This window comes from Thalassobium sp. R2A62 (assembly GCF_000161835.1).
In the GTDB taxonomy this organism is placed as follows: Bacteria; Pseudomonadota; Alphaproteobacteria; order Rhodobacterales; family Rhodobacteraceae; genus Thalassobium.
The window spans coordinates 1,376,218-1,389,666 of the sequence record NZ_GG697169.2; the positions used below are offsets into that span (position 1 = coordinate 1,376,218).

Annotated in this window: 15 protein-coding genes and 1 pseudogene; 9 read left to right on the top strand and 7 right to left on the bottom strand. The window is 57.3% G+C overall.

Annotated features, from left to right (window positions below; genetic code table 11):
- Positions 1-7 precede the first annotated feature (7 nt).
- From TR2A62_RS06855 to dtd, 7 genes are all read left to right on the top strand, one after another.
- Complete coding sequence (locus TR2A62_RS06855) at positions 8-1,201, top strand: toxic anion resistance protein (RefSeq protein WP_009158230.1); 1,194 nt, start codon at positions 8-10, stop codon at positions 1,199-1,201.
- 4 nt (positions 1,202-1,205) lie between these two features.
- Entirely contained in the window at positions 1,206-2,177 is a 972-nt protein-coding gene (locus TR2A62_RS06860) for a DUF2927 domain-containing protein (protein ID WP_150103467.1), read from the top strand.
- A 19-nt stretch (positions 2,178-2,196) separates the two neighbouring features.
- Positions 2,197-3,297 (top strand): SPFH domain-containing protein, encoded by a 1,101-nt coding sequence (locus TR2A62_RS06865; protein ID WP_009160783.1) that lies wholly within the window; start codon positions 2,197-2,199, stop codon positions 3,295-3,297.
- 43 nt (positions 3,298-3,340) lie between these two features.
- Positions 3,341-3,472: a hypothetical protein gene (locus TR2A62_RS19365; protein ID WP_009159421.1), complete on the top strand. Its 132-nt coding sequence runs from the start codon at positions 3,341-3,343 to the stop codon at positions 3,470-3,472.
- A complete protein-coding gene (locus tag TR2A62_RS06870; protein WP_009157864.1) occupies positions 3,469-4,566 on the top strand; it encodes a TFIIB-type zinc finger domain-containing protein in 1,098 nt (365 codons plus the stop codon). Before TR2A62_RS19365 ends, TR2A62_RS06870 begins: the two co-directional genes overlap by 4 nt.
- Before the next feature lie 15 nt (positions 4,567-4,581).
- Positions 4,582-5,496: a carbohydrate kinase gene (locus TR2A62_RS06875; protein WP_009157436.1), complete on the top strand. Its 915-nt coding sequence runs from the start codon at positions 4,582-4,584 to the stop codon at positions 5,494-5,496.
- A gap of 188 nt (positions 5,497-5,684) precedes the next feature.
- Positions 5,685-6,128: a D-aminoacyl-tRNA deacylase gene (dtd, locus tag TR2A62_RS06880; protein WP_009160878.1), complete on the top strand. Its 444-nt coding sequence runs from the start codon at positions 5,685-5,687 to the stop codon at positions 6,126-6,128.
- On the opposite strand, the pseudogene TR2A62_RS19500 reads toward dtd, so the two are convergent.
- The 5 genes and pseudogenes from TR2A62_RS19500 to TR2A62_RS06905 all read right to left on the bottom strand — a co-directional run bounded on the left by TR2A62_RS19500 (position 6,125) and on the right by TR2A62_RS06905 (position 9,800).
- A pseudogene (locus TR2A62_RS19500) lies at positions 6,125-6,490 on the bottom strand (CAP domain-containing protein). The gene dtd and the pseudogene TR2A62_RS19500 sit on opposite strands and share 4 nt — an antisense overlap.
- Before the next feature lie 127 nt (positions 6,491-6,617).
- Complete coding sequence (locus TR2A62_RS06890) at positions 6,618-6,824, bottom strand: hypothetical protein (protein ID WP_009157466.1); 207 nt, start codon at positions 6,822-6,824, stop codon at positions 6,618-6,620.
- A 113-nt stretch (positions 6,825-6,937) separates the two neighbouring features.
- On the bottom strand, positions 6,938-7,663 hold the full coding sequence (locus tag TR2A62_RS06895; RefSeq protein WP_009158963.1) for an Asp/Glu racemase: 726 nt from the start codon (positions 7,661-7,663) through the stop codon (positions 6,938-6,940).
- A complete protein-coding gene (locus TR2A62_RS06900) occupies positions 7,660-8,775 on the bottom strand; it encodes a Xaa-Pro peptidase family protein (protein WP_009157307.1) in 1,116 nt (371 codons plus the stop codon). Before TR2A62_RS06900 ends, TR2A62_RS06895 begins: the two co-directional genes overlap by 4 nt.
- Positions 8,775-9,800 carry a pyridoxal-phosphate dependent enzyme gene (locus tag TR2A62_RS06905; RefSeq protein ID WP_009160624.1) on the bottom strand — a complete coding sequence of 342 codons (1,026 nt, stop codon included), beginning with the start codon at positions 9,798-9,800 and terminating at the stop codon, positions 8,775-8,777. The genes TR2A62_RS06900 and TR2A62_RS06905 overlap by 1 nt, the downstream gene beginning before the upstream one ends.
- Positions 9,801-10,000: 200 nt before the next feature.
- Between TR2A62_RS06905 and TR2A62_RS06910 the strand changes: the two genes are divergently transcribed.
- Positions 10,001-11,392, top strand: coding sequence for a phosphomannomutase/phosphoglucomutase (locus tag TR2A62_RS06910; protein WP_009159913.1), 1,392 nt, complete (start codon positions 10,001-10,003; stop codon positions 11,390-11,392).
- 39 nt (positions 11,393-11,431) lie between these two features.
- Entirely contained in the window at positions 11,432-11,869 is a 438-nt protein-coding gene (gene aroQ, locus TR2A62_RS06915) for a type II 3-dehydroquinate dehydratase (protein WP_009157765.1), read from the top strand.
- Here aroQ and TR2A62_RS06920 read toward each other — a convergent pair.
- Positions 11,862-13,184 carry an AarF/ABC1/UbiB kinase family protein gene (locus TR2A62_RS06920; RefSeq protein ID WP_009158801.1) on the bottom strand — a complete coding sequence of 441 codons (1,323 nt, stop codon included), beginning with the start codon at positions 13,182-13,184 and terminating at the stop codon, positions 11,862-11,864. The two genes, aroQ and TR2A62_RS06920, sit on opposite strands and share 8 nt — an antisense overlap.
- Complete coding sequence (locus TR2A62_RS06925; protein ID WP_009157632.1) at positions 13,181-13,396, bottom strand: TIGR03643 family protein; 216 nt, start codon at positions 13,394-13,396, stop codon at positions 13,181-13,183. The genes TR2A62_RS06920 and TR2A62_RS06925 overlap by 4 nt, the downstream gene beginning before the upstream one ends.
- Between the last annotated feature and the right edge of the window lie 53 nt (positions 13,397-13,449).

The following is a 13,449-nucleotide window of genomic DNA, read 5'->3' on the forward strand; positions in this document are numbered from 1 at the left end:
GAGTTTTATGTCTGATACAGTCCGCCAAAAGGCCGAAGCGACCCTCGCCGAAGTTGAGCGCGTCTCTGCTGTGGTTCTTCCCGAACCTTCGACCGAGATTGTCCCGCTTGCTGATGCGCCCAAACCCGTCAGCGCCGCTATTAAAACGCGCATGAAAGAAATCGACATGGGCGATACACAGTCGATCGTGTCCTTTGGATCGGGCGCTCAGGCCGAATTGCAAGAAATCTCGCAATCCATGCTTCAGGGCGTGCGCAACAAAGACGCCGGCCCCGCTGGCGACAGCCTGCGCAACATCGTCACAACCATCCGTGGCTTTTCGGTCTCCGAACTCGACGTGCGCCGGAAACGGACATGGTGGGAACGCCTCTTGGGCCGTACTGCACCTATGGCGAAATTCGTGGCCCGTTTCGAAAACGTACAGGGTCAGATCGACAAAATCACCGATGACCTGCTGCACCACGAGCACACGCTGTTGAAAGACATCGAAAGCCTCGACGTGCTCTATGAAAAGACGCTGAATTTCTACGACGAACTGGCGCTCTATATTGCCGCGGGCGAGGAAAAGCTAACTGAACTCGACAGCAAGACCATCCCAGCCAAAGAAAAGGCTGTTGAGAAGGCCAAAGAAGACAAGGCTGTCATGGTCGCGCAAGAGCTGCGCGATCTGCGTGCTGCGCGTGATGACCTAGAGCGCCGCGTGCATGATTTGAAACTGACCCGTCAGGTAACAATGCAATCGCTGCCGTCGATCCGTCTGGTTCAGGAAAACGACAAATCATTGGTCACAAAAATCAACTCGACACTCGTGAACACAGTGCCGCTTTGGGAAACTCAGCTGGCTCAGGCTGTCACAATCCAGCGTTCGGCCGAAGCTGCCGCTGCAGTTCGTGATGCCAACGATCTGACCAACGAGCTGTTGATTGCAAACGCCAAGAACCTGCGCGGGACCAACAAAGTGATCCGCGAAGAAATGGAACGTGGTGTCTTTGATATTAACGCTGTGAAGCAGGCGAACGCCGATCTCATCGCGACCATCAACGAAAGCCTCGCTATTGCAGACGAAGGCAAGGCCAAGCGCGCCGAAGCCGAAGCAGAGATGCAGAAAATGGAACGCGAGTTGAAAGACACGCTCGCCAGCGCCAAGGCTCGCGGTGACAGCACAGGTTACAACACAGGCACGGCCACGGGCGACGTGTAACCCTATGAAACCATTAGGTTCATGGGCAATATTCGGGATGATCGCAGCGTTGGCTGCGTGTGATCCTGTGTCGCCCGTGGACACCTCTTCGACACCTCAGGCGCGGCCAGCCTCGCCGACCACCACCCCAACTCCTGCAGTGCGACCCGGCCCGGTGGCCCCCTCGGCCCGGTCCCAAGAATTGGCGACCTACTACCAGCGCCTGCAAAACGATCTCTTGGTCCAAGGGTTGCTGCGCACTGATGGCGGCGGCCCTGACACACCGTATAACAGCCGCCAGCTAACCGAAAACTTCGTGCGAATTGCGCTCTTTGATGAATACGTCACGGCCGGCAACACCCTGCGCGCTGAAGCCACCGAAAGCCGACTGCGCCGTTGGGATCAAACCGTGCGGATGTCGATCGAATTTGGCGCCTCTGTTCCCCGCGCCCAACGGGCCGTCGATACGGCCTTTGTGCGCGACTACTCCAAGCGTCTTTCGCGGATCACTGGCCTTGCTATTCAACCATCAGACGCCGAACGCGCCAATTTTCATGTGCTCGTGCTGAGCGAAGACGACCGTCGCGGCTATCGCAGCCGCCTGTCCCAGATTGCACCACGACTATCGCAATCCTCGGTCAACGCCTTTCTCAATATGCGCCGCAACACGCTGTGCCTTTTGCTGGCCAACACGACGGTCGACGAAACCCCGACTTACACAAATGCCGTCGCGGTCATCCGTGCCGAAGAGCCTGACCTGATGCGTCAGGGCTGTTTCCACGAGGAAATCGCCCAGGGCCTTGGGCTTGCCAACGATAGCCCAGCTGCGCGCCCGTCGATCTTTAACGATGACGAGGAATTCGGCCTGCTAACCACCCACGACGAGATGCTGCTGCGGATCCTCTATGATCCGCGCATGCGCCCAGGGATGACCGTCCCTCAGGCACTTCCCGTCGCCCGCCAAATCGCCACCGACTTGCTCGGTGGCCCCGCATAAACACCAAAGGAGGATCCCCATGGGCATTCTTGATTTTCTCACCGGCGAATTTATCGACGTCATTCACTGGACCGATGACACCCGCGACACAATGGTCTGGCGGTTCGAGCGTGAAGGCCACGAAATCAAATACGGGGCCAAACTGACTGTTCGAACGGGCCAAGCTGCTGTGTTTGTCCACGAAGGCCAGCTGGCCGATGTGTTCACACCGGGTCTCTATATGCTCGAGACCAATAACCTACCGATCATGACCACCCTGAAATACTGGGATCACGGTTTCAAAAGCCCGTTCAAATCAGAAATCTACTACGTCAACACGACGCGGTTCTCTGATCTGAAATGGGGCACCAAGAACCCAATCATGATCCGCGACCCTGAATTTGGCCCAACGCGTTTACGCGCCTACGGCACATATACGGTCAAGGTCACAGATCCTGCCAAGTTCCTCACAGAAATCGTTGGCACCGACGGCGAATTCACGATGGATGAAATCAGCTACCAGCTGCGCAACATCATTGTGCAGGAATTCAGCCGCGTCATTGCCCAATCCGGCATTCCTGTACTGGATATGGCGGCCAACACTGCCGATTTGGGCAAATTGGTTGCGACCGCTATCGCACCCACGCTCGAGGAATACGGCATCTCGGTGCCAGAGCTTTATATCGAAAACATCAGCCTGCCCCCAGCGGTAGAAGAGGCGCTCGATACACGCACATCGCGTGGCATCACCGGCGATCTGTCGGCCCACATGCAATACGCAACGGCCGAAGCCATGCGCGCTGGCGGCGATGCTGGTGGCGCGATGGGTGCGGGTCTTGGGGTTGGTATGGGCATGGCTATGGCCACCCAAATGGCACAACAAACGGGTCCTTGGGGCGCGCGCCCTGCGGCGGCGGCTCCACCCCCGCCACCTGTTGAACACGTCTGGCACATTGCCGACGAGGGCAAGACCAAGGGCCCTTATTCCAAGGCCAAGCTTGGCCGGATGGCCGCAGACGGCGATCTAAACCGCGACACTTACGTTTGGACACAGGGCCAAGACGGCTGGCAACGGGCAGAGGATGTGCGCGAACTGGCGCAGCTCTTTACTGTGATGCCGCCACCCCCACCCGGCGCTTAAACCCTTGCTACGGCTGGTCAAAATTCCGGCTTCGACCCCGTGCGTGAAACTATTCGCGCGCGAGCCACACGTCTTGGGTTCGCGCCGCAGCCTGTTTCACCTCGGGCCGCAAAACGCGCTCTATGACAATGCCTTGCGGATGATGACGCCAAAACTCATGCACCAATATCTATGACAGAAACGACCCAAATCGAGGAACACCGCTTCCCCTGTGACACATGTGGCTCGGACCTGCGCTTTGATCCGGCAGCCGAACAGTTGACCTGTGACCATTGCGGTAACGCTCAGCAGATCGAAGGCATGGGCCACACAACAGGTGCGATCCGCGAGCTTGATTTTCAAACGGCCCTGCGCAACGCGCTGCCCAATGCCGAAATCGAAGAGACGCGCGTCGCGGGCTGCCCAAACTGTGGCGCACAGGTGGAATTCGACACTGATGTCCACGCGGCCGAATGCCCGTTCTGCGCAACTCCTGTGATCACCGACACCGGAACCCACCGTCATATCAAACCCAAGGCGCTCTTGCCCTTTGGCCTAGATGAGCCCACCGCACGCGGCGCGGTGACCGATTGGCTCGGATCGCTCTGGTTCGCGCCTAACGGGCTCAAGGAATATGCCCGCAAAGGTCGGTCAATGTCGGGCATCTATGTGCCCTACTGGACCTTTGATGCCGATACTGACAGCAAATACACAGGCGAACGCGGCACCGATTACTACGTCACGCGAACCGTGACCCGAAACGGCGACCGCCAACAGGTCCGGCAACGCAAAACACGCTGGAACAACGTACGCGGCCGCGTGTCGCGGTTCTTCGATGATGTTCTGGTGCTTGCCGCTAATTCGTTGCCCAAGAAATACACCGATGGTTTGGAACCTTGGGATCTCAGCCAGCTTGAACCTTACCGCCCCGAATACCTCGCTGGGTTTCGGGCCGAAGGCTACCAGATCGAGCTTGAAGACGGTTTCCACGAAGCCCGCGCCTATATGGACCGCGTCATCGAACGGGATGTGAAATTTGACATCGGCGGCGACCGTCAGCGGGTGCACAACATCAACACCCAGATCAACGACGTCACGTTTAAGCACGTCCTTCTGCCGGTTTGGATGGCTGCCTATAAATATCGCGGTCGTACGTTCCGCTTTGTTGTGAACGGGCGGACTGGTCGGGTTCAGGGTGAACGCCCATACTCAACCATCAAAATTGTTATCGCCATCATTATTGGCTTGATCCTTGCGGGGGTCATTGGCTTTATCCTCGCAAATGCGTAATAAACGGACCCTGATATGATCCTCTGCTGTGGCGAAGCCCTGATCGACATGTTGCCCCGCACCACCCAAGACGGTGAAGCGGCCTTTGCCCCTTATGCCGGCGGCGCTGTCTTTAACACCTCAGTGGCTCTGGGCCGCTTGGGCGCAGACGTCGGTCTCTTCTCTGGCATTTCAACCGATATGCTGGGCGAAGTTCTGATCGACAGCCTGACAGCCGCCAACGTGGACACATCGGCCCTAAACCACAGTGATCGGCCCACCACCGTTGCCTTTGTCAAACTTGTCGATGGTCATGCGACCTATGCGTTCTACGACGAAAACACAGCCGGCCGGATGCTGACACCCGCGGACTTGCCCCAGACGGACGCTGATGCGCTGTTTTTCGGTGGTATTTCTCTGGTGGTTGAACCCTGTGCCATCGCCTACGAGGCGTTGCTTGACGCAAAATCGAACGACAGCGTCACAATGATCGATCCCAACATCCGTCCTTCGTTTATCACGGACGAGGCGACCTACCGTGCCCGTTTGGACCGCATGCTGGCCAAATCTGACATCATCAAGCTGTCGGACGAAGACCTGTTCTGGCTTTCGGGCGACGGCGACATTCCGACCTTGGCCCACGGGTTGCTGGACAATGACGCCAAGCTCGTTTGCATCACCCAAGGGGCCGAGGGTGTGACGGGCTACACCGCCCATCACACGGTCCAAGTCGCCGCTCAGCGCGTCGAGGTTGTTGATACTGTCGGTGCCGGAGACACGTTTAACGCGGGCGTTCTGCATTCTTTGGCAACCAACAACGCATTGACCAAATCGGCCATCACCAACCTATCCGAAGCTGACATTGCCGCAGCACTTGAAATGGGCGCGCGCACCGCCGCGATCACGGTATCCCGTGCAGGTGCAAATCCACCTTGGGCCCACGAGCTCTAGGGCCAGAACCAGCCACATTGCACACCAGATGTTATCCGGTTTGATCGTCGTGCCACCTAGGCCTGCGCGCACTTAAACAACGCGCCCCCAGCCAACTTGGCATGTGATTTCTTGCGCTCTGGACGGCACTCACGATATCCCTATCGGACATCAACCGACCACGCCCCAAACCCAGAGGACCCACAGCCATGCGCGCCCTTCTCCAACGTGTCACGAACGCCTCGGTTACTGTCAACGGCAAGATCCTATCGCAAATCGACGCGGGTCTCTTGGTGTTGGTCTGCGCCATGGACGGTGACGACGATGCAACCGCACAAAAACTGGCCAACAAGGTCAGCAAGCTGCGACTGTTTGCGGACGATGCTGGTAAAACCAATCGTTCGATCCTTGACACAGGCGGACAGGCATTGGTCGTCAGCCAGTTCACCTTGGCCGCAGACACATCGCGCGGCAATCGTCCCGGATTTTCACGCGCCGCACCGCCCGACATCGGGCGCACGCTATACGAGGCCTTCGCAGATAATCTCTCAGATCTCGGGATCCCGACCCAAAGGGGTCAGTTCGGGGCCGATATGGCCGTCGCTTTGATCAACGACGGCCCAATGACGCTTTGGCTAGGTACAGACGATTAGCAGCGCCCACCCATTACAGCGACCCAATAAGGCGTGTCGCCGCGGTAGGCCACACCGATACCAATGCGCTGAACCTTGCGGTCCATAATATTGCGGTTGTGACCCGCGCTATTCATCCAGCCGTTCATCAAACTGCCAAGGCTCATCTTGCCCTATGCGATGTTCTCGCTGGTCAGGCGACACCGGCCACCTTGCGATCTGATCCGGTCTGTATGGGTCGAGTTGCCACTGCCTATGTGGCTAAAATTGCCAGTGCGCGCCATATCACAGGCATGCAACTGAGCGGCCGCATTCAACGCATCTAGTTCGGCCAATTCACCACGTCCACCGCTCGCGCGATTGGCATTGTGTGCCGCGACCAAAGACCCGGGATTTCGGCCAAGTTACCAAGCGCGGCGCAGGATTGTGCGACAGCCGCCTGAGCCCAGACGCACAAGACAAACCCAAAACAAATTCGAAACATTTAACTCTCCTACCTGATCCAAGACACTATAGCCGCGATGCTAACACACGCCCGTCCTTGTGGGCCGTAAAAAACGCAAGCTGACTGTCTTTGATGAATAGCGGATTGGACGGCGCAAGAAACCTCTTGAGGTCCGATTTCATCGGCGAGACATAAACACTGTCTGGGCCATACGCCACAAACGGCGCGTCAAAGAATGCATCAAAATTGTCAGAGCGAAACGTAACTGTCATAGGTATGAACGTAACCCGTGCCAGCCCACCTGCAAAGAGCCCAACAGGTCAGGGATTCCTGACCCTATTTCAGATGGTTATCGTCGCTAGCTCATGTGTCGCTTGAAGATTAACTAGTCTTGAAACAGCCGCCCGGGTCCGTCCATGGCGATCCCTGACAGTTGCGCCATATGCCAAAGCAGGACTTGGTTGCTCGACAAGATCGCTCGCCCAAGTTCGCGTTCTAGGGGCTCGATAATATCTAGCGTTTGCAGGCTGGTGCAGGACATAAAGATGGCATCACCCTCGCCCATCGAACGGGCGGCCTCCATCAAAGAACTCTTGGTGATCCGCGCGACATTTTCATCTTGGTCTTCGTCAAAACCGTCATAGCTGGTCACCGCAATTCCAGCGTCTTCGATCCGGTCCCGCAGCCCAGCCGACACCGGTTCGATATATGGCGAGATGAACGCAAGCCGGGTCACGCCCAGATGCCGACACGCAGCAATCAAGGCCGTCAACGGATCAGTAACGGCAACAGTGTCATGCCCCTGCCGAACCAAATCAGCAATTTTCTCAGCGCCGATCACACTGGTCCCTGAGGTGCAACCATAGCCGATCACCGAATACTGCGCAGGCACTGGCAGCAACGCCGCCGAGGTTGGCAAATCTAACGCCATTTGCCCAAGCGTGTCGTCATTCACGGTCTGCGCGACGGGGACGCGGCTGACATGGAACCCCACATCAAGCGGCAGCAGGCGTCGCGCGTCATGCTCGATCGTTTCATCGCTCTGAAGCACGATCATGCCCAACGTTTTTGAACCACCCGCAGGGCCACCAAGATCATAACTAAGGGTCATATCACCACCATTTCAGGCGCGCTAAAGGGGCTAAGCCGTTCCGGCACCCCGTCGCGCACGACAATGTTCTCTTCGTGAACCAACATCTTGCCGTTGGGCAAGGTCAGGCTAGGCTCCAGTGTTAGAATCATACCTTCTGTAAGAACCGTTTTATCTGCGGGGATCAGCGACAAACCTTCGGTCAGCTGCAACCCCAGCGCGTGACCCAATCGGCCACCTCCACCAGCGCCCACTAATTCGGCCATTGCGTCGAACACATCACAGGCACGCGCACCAGGGCGCACCACAGTCATGGCAATATCAACAGCTTGGACCAATTTGGCAAATCCGTCTTGGGTCGCGGCATCCGGTGTACCGATCGAGAAATTACGATCGTAGTCGCAGAAATACCCGTCAACGATACAGCCCGTGTCCATCATCAAAACATCGCGCGCCATGATCGGCTTGGGTGTCGCAGGCGAGATAATATCGACGTACCCATCAGTGTCCGAAGCGCCAACCAAGAACGGCACCCAATCGGCACCTTCGTCGAGACACAGCTTTTGAAAGTCGCGAAACACGCGGTCGAGCGGCACGCCCTCGCCTGCAATTTCGCCAACCCGTGCAAACGCGCGTCCAGCGACATGACAGGCGCGCCGGATGACATCGATCTCTGGTTCAGATTTTACCGCGCGTAGTCCAGCAACGATGCCACCATCAGGTACGATCTCCGCCTCGGTCAGCACGCGTCGCAAGTCATCAAGAGGCATTCGCACCGTGCTTTCCAAGGCGCTCGGCGTACCGATTTTGCCACGGCCTTGCATCGCATCAAGCAACAGGCTCACCCCGTCATCTTCGTAGTCGGGTGCGCCCCACGTCCGTATGTCTTCGACCCATGTTCGCCCCATCAGCTCTGCCCCAATGCTGGGGATGATGGCGATGGGTGCGCCGTCCGCAGGGATTAGCACATGCCAAGGGCGCGTCGGGCTCTCCCAAAATCGGGTGAGGTAGCCAGTGAAATAACGGATATCCGCGTCGGTCGTAATCCAGATCGCCCCTAGTCCAGCGACGTGCATCTGGCGTTGTGCCTGTGCGACACGTGCGGCGTATTCTACATCAGCAAAAACCGGCATCAGGATGGGCCTTCGCTTAGGATACAGAACACCCGCGCATCCGCTGGCAGATCAGACAGCATCGCCGCAACGATCCCTGCACCACCCGACGTACTGGTGGCAAGATCCACATCCGCCAAGGCTGGCATCGCGCCCAGCGCTTCTTCTTCGGTCAGGGTTACAAAGTTGTCTGCGTCTCGGGCCAGCCCTCGCAATGCGATCAACGACGGCTCTTTGCAATCAAGGCGCCCCATGTCGGACACCCCACCTGTAGTCACAACACTCCGCCCTGCTTTGATGCTTTCGATCAAAGCTGGCGCTAGCTCGGGCTCCACAACGGTATAAATCGCGTCGGGCCAAATGCCCCGCGCATAGGCCGCCACAGCCCCTGCAAGCCCGCCGACGCCCGCTTGCAAAAACACGTGTGTGGGTGCTTGGGGAACTTGGTCTTCGGCCTCAGCAACCATGGCGAGGTAGCCCTCCATCAAACGGTGGGGCAGCTCTGTATACCCTAGCCACGACGCATCAGACAAAAGAATCCAGCGTTGGGCCTCGGCTTGGTCCTGCGCCGCTTGCATGGAGTCCTCGTAGCTATCGCCCGCACGAATCACATCAGCCCCCATGGCCCGCAGGCGTTCTGCGAACCCTTCGGGGACATGCAAACTGAGAAAGATGACCGCGCGTGCGCCAAAAAGTTGCGCGCCAGCCGCGACTGAGAGGCCGTGATTGCCTGCGCTGGCGGTCGCATAGACTTCACCGGCGAGCGCGGTTTTGAAGTCACCCCCCTTGGCCATCGCGGCGTGGGCGATCACATAGGCGGCCCCCAGTGCTTTGAAGCTGCCAAGACCCATCCGTTCACGTTCATCTTTGACCCACAACGTTGCGGGTATCAGACCTTCGACCACGCGAAGCGGTGTCTTAGAATAACTCGGGCAACGCGCGAGCATGGCCAGAGGTGCAGCGGCATCAATGCTAGGGTCTGGGATGGTGGCGAGCCCGTCGGGCAACGATCCATTTAGGCGGTAAGGGTTTTGAAACTGTTCCATACCTAAGCTAACCCGTCTTGGTATGGCGCGGTCAATGTGGATTACGTCTTTCTGCAGGACCGAACCGACAAATATCACAGCTTTGCGCCAATCTTGGTTCTTGACGATCGCCAGTCACGACACACCCTATGGCGGCTTCAATTGAAAGGATTTGTTCATCTTCTGGGCTCACGGTGTTGGAGATCTTATAGGAGCATCAAATGCTATCCCCTGCCTGTTTCGGATCCTACGATATTCGCGGTAAAATCGGCCACACGATCGATACCGACTTGGCGTTTCGAACTGGCGCGGCCTTTGCCAGTGTGATGCAGCCCAAGACAGTTGTCGTTGGGCGGGATTGTCGCCCCAGCAGCCCCAAACTGGCCCAAGCGGTCATCAACGGGCTCCGCCGGTCCGGCGTTGATGTGATCGACATCGGCCTCTCTGGAACCGAGGAAATGTATTTCGCAACCGATCATTTCGGTGCCTCAGGCGGGATCACGATCACAGCTTCGCACAATCCAATCGACTACAACGGGATGAAGATGGTGGCAGAAGGCAGCCGCCCACTGACCGATGTTGAGTTCAGACAAATAGGTCTGACGACCGGTGGCCCAATGCATGCGACTGAACAGATCGGAACCTGCGTCGAGGCATCCGCTCGTGCCACCTACGCCAACCATCTGGTCGATATGATCGATACGGTCAGGCTACGGCCGACACGTATGGTTGTGAACGCATGTGGTGTTGCTGGCCCCGCATTTGATGCGGTGCTCGACACTCTGCGCACACGGGGACCTAAGGTCGAAGTGACGCGGCTCAATCACGAACCTGATCCGGCCTTTCGCAATGGTATCCCTAACCCGATGTTGCCCGAACAACATGCCGCAACCGGCGATGCGGTTGTCGCAGCCAGAGCCCAGTTTGGGGTGGCATGGGATGGTGATTTTGACCGCTGCTTCTTCTTTGACGAAACCGGAGCTTTTGTCGACGGCGAATATGTCGTGGCCTTGTTGGCGCAGGCCGCATTGGCCCGACATCCCGCAGCAACGATCATCCATGACCCACGCATCGTTTGGAACACCCAAAGGGTTGTCTCGGAACACGGCGGTGTCTCTCACCAATCAAAGACGGGCCATGCCTACCTAAAGGCCGCTATGCGCGAAACCGGGGCAATCTACGGCGGGGAAATGTCGGCCCACCACTATTTTAGCAGCTTTATGAACTGTGACAGCGGCATGATCCCTTGGTTGATGATGGCAGAACTGTTGTCGATCACACGAATGCATTTGTCCCAATTGGTCGCCGAAATGAAGGCGTTACACCCCTCGTCTGGCGAGCTAAACTTTACGGTCACTGATCCGGAAACAACCATCGCGCAAATCAAGGCGCGGTATCTGGGCCAAGCCGTTGATGTCGAAAACTGCGACGGCCTCAGCATGAGCTTTGAGACGTGGCGATTCAATCTGCGATGTTCAAACACCGAATCCCTGTTGCGACTGAATGTCGAAACCCGTGGTGATCCAGTTGCATTGGCCCAACATGTACATGATCTAACCGAACTGATGCACCCGACCGAGACGGTGATTGCGCCGACCCGCCGCTCGGCCTAGGTTGCTCGCAAACGAGCGGCAACCACGGACCCCGACACGATGACACATACGATCTTGGTGCTGAATGGCCCGAACCTCAATTTGTTAGGAACCCGCCAACCTGAAATCTACGGCCATAGTACGTTAGCGGATGTCGAAGAAAACTGCCGCGCCCTTGGTGCCGAGCTAGGCCTCGAGATCGAATGCCGCCAATCCAATCACGAGGGCGTTTTGGTCGATTGGATCCAAGAGGCCCGGCTGTCCCATACGGGTATCATGATCAATCCCGGCGCCTATTCGCACACTTCGATTGCAATCCTAGACGCGCTCAATAACTTTGAGGGGCCAGTTGCTGAAATCCACATTAGCGACATCCACAAACGCGAAGCATTCCGGCATCATTCCTACGTCTCGCACCGCGCCGATGAAATCGTGATCGGCAAAGGTGTCGAGGGTTACTCGATTGGCCTGCGCGCTCTTCACGCGCGCCTCAGCTGATCGCCTCGGCTAGGATATCGCGCAGCGGCAGCGACGCACCTAGTTTTGACGCCAACATGAACATTCCACCGAATTTGCGCTGAAGAAACAGCACATCAATCGGCAGAGGTGGCGGAACATATCCGTCTTCGGCCAGCGCTGTGCCTCGCCTTTGCAAGTGTTGAACCAGCTCTGTCGTGGCAAAATCAAAAACAGGCATCTCTTCCAGCTCTGCAAAAATCAGCGACATCATTTCATTTATTTGGCGGCGGTGATCCACAGTCGTGTCAGCATCAAAGAGCCCCATCGCCCCTGCTGCTGCATCTATTCCTGCCGCGTCATGCGACAGACCAGCAACCAGCATATCGCGATAGACCTGCGCCGTCTCGGCGCCAACCACACGGGTCGCACCGAAATCAAGCAACACAATTTTTCCGTTCTCCGCATCAAAGCGGTAGTTGGCAAAATTCGGGTCAGTTTGCATTCGGCCAAAGCGAAACAACTCGTCCAAGGTCAGGCGGATCAACTGTTCGGTGATGTGATTGCGGGTGGCTTGGTCGGCGCGCGCAGCATCTTCTACCGGATCACCCTCTGCAAACTCCATTGCAAGAATGTCTGGGGTACACCATTCGGGCACACTGCGCGGGACATGAAAATGCCGATTGTCCACTAGCAGGTCCGCAAACCCGTCAAGCTGCGCAGCCTCGCGTATATAGTCCGTCTCTTCGTGCAGTTGCAGGCGCGCCTGTTCGAGATAGGGGCCAAGCTCGAACCCCTTGGGCAACAGACCTGACATGCGGATCAACGCGCCCACATTGGCCACATCACTATCAATGCTACGCGCGACTCCCGGATACTGAACCTTGACCGCCAGCGTGCGGCCATCACGCAGAACTGCTCGGTGAACTTGACCGATCGATGCCGCCGCAATGGGACGTACATCAAATTGGGAGAATGCGCCCAACCATCCGGCTGGCCACAGTTTGGCCAAAACCTGCTTTAACTGTTTGGGCGGCATGAAATTGGCATCCGCCCGAAGTCGCGCAAAAATCTCGGACAGTTCGGGCGGTAGAACATCGCCCGTATCCATCGAAACCAGCTGGCCAATTTTCATCGCCGCGCCACGCATTTGCGCCAACTGATCCACGATTTTCCGCATATTGCGCGGTGTCATCAACAACGACTGCGGGTTCGGGCGCTGCCCTTGGGCCAATTGCCCCAACCCACCGACCACCATATTGCCCGCAACACTGGCCCCCAAAGCGCCAAGACGGCTCAGCCGCCCCAATCGCGAGGCGGGCACGGGTTGCGGTTTCGGCGTCGATCTGATCGTCATTTATACGCCGCGCGGCGGTCACCAAACTGCCGGACCCGTTTGCGCCAAGTTCGGTAGCTTCCAGATTTTAGGTTCTCGCGCATCAAGGTTTTCACTTGGGCTTCGCGCAACCCGTATTCTCGTCGGATATCATCAAAACTCACGTGATCCGACAACGCCATCTCGATGACGTCGCTGACATGTTCGGGGGGCAAGGGCTCTGCTTTCTTCATGATCCTGAGGTAGGCCGAGAACCGCGAGTTGCAAGAACGCCTTGGGTTGGACG

What these genes read in the sequence shown, in the direction of transcription:
- TR2A62_RS06905 (WP_009160624.1), bottom strand. Translation starts at nt 9,800, where the DNA reads ATGGAACAGTTTCAAAACCCTTACCGCCTAAATGGATCGTTGCCCGAC.
- TR2A62_RS06855 (WP_009158230.1), top strand. Translation starts at nt 8, where the DNA reads ATGTCTGATACAGTCCGCCAAAAGGCCGAAGCGACCCTCGCCGAAGTT.
- TR2A62_RS06925 (WP_009157632.1), bottom strand. Translation starts at nt 13,396, where the DNA reads ATGAAGAAAGCAGAGCCCTTGCCCCCCGAACATGTCAGCGACGTCATC.
- TR2A62_RS06890 (WP_009157466.1), bottom strand. Translation starts at nt 6,824, where the DNA reads ATGACAGTTACGTTTCGCTCTGACAATTTTGATGCATTCTTTGACGCG.
- TR2A62_RS06900 (WP_009157307.1), bottom strand. Translation starts at nt 8,775, where the DNA reads ATGCCGGTTTTTGCTGATGTAGAATACGCCGCACGTGTCGCACAGGCA.
- TR2A62_RS06865 (WP_009160783.1), top strand. Translation starts at nt 2,197, where the DNA reads ATGGGCATTCTTGATTTTCTCACCGGCGAATTTATCGACGTCATTCAC.
- TR2A62_RS06920 (WP_009158801.1), bottom strand. Translation starts at nt 13,184, where the DNA reads ATGACGATCAGATCGACGCCGAAACCGCAACCCGTGCCCGCCTCGCGA.
- TR2A62_RS06860 (WP_150103467.1), top strand. Translation starts at nt 1,206, where the DNA reads ATGAAACCATTAGGTTCATGGGCAATATTCGGGATGATCGCAGCGTTG.
- TR2A62_RS06870 (WP_009157864.1), top strand. Translation starts at nt 3,469, where the DNA reads ATGACAGAAACGACCCAAATCGAGGAACACCGCTTCCCCTGTGACACA.
- TR2A62_RS06910 (WP_009159913.1), top strand. Translation starts at nt 10,001, where the DNA reads ATGCTATCCCCTGCCTGTTTCGGATCCTACGATATTCGCGGTAAAATC.
- TR2A62_RS06875 (WP_009157436.1), top strand. Translation starts at nt 4,582, where the DNA reads ATGATCCTCTGCTGTGGCGAAGCCCTGATCGACATGTTGCCCCGCACC.
- aroQ (WP_009157765.1), top strand. Translation starts at nt 11,432, where the DNA reads ATGACACATACGATCTTGGTGCTGAATGGCCCGAACCTCAATTTGTTA.
- TR2A62_RS06895 (WP_009158963.1), bottom strand. Translation starts at nt 7,663, where the DNA reads ATGACCCTTAGTTATGATCTTGGTGGCCCTGCGGGTGGTTCAAAAACG.
- dtd (WP_009160878.1), top strand. Translation starts at nt 5,685, where the DNA reads ATGCGCGCCCTTCTCCAACGTGTCACGAACGCCTCGGTTACTGTCAAC.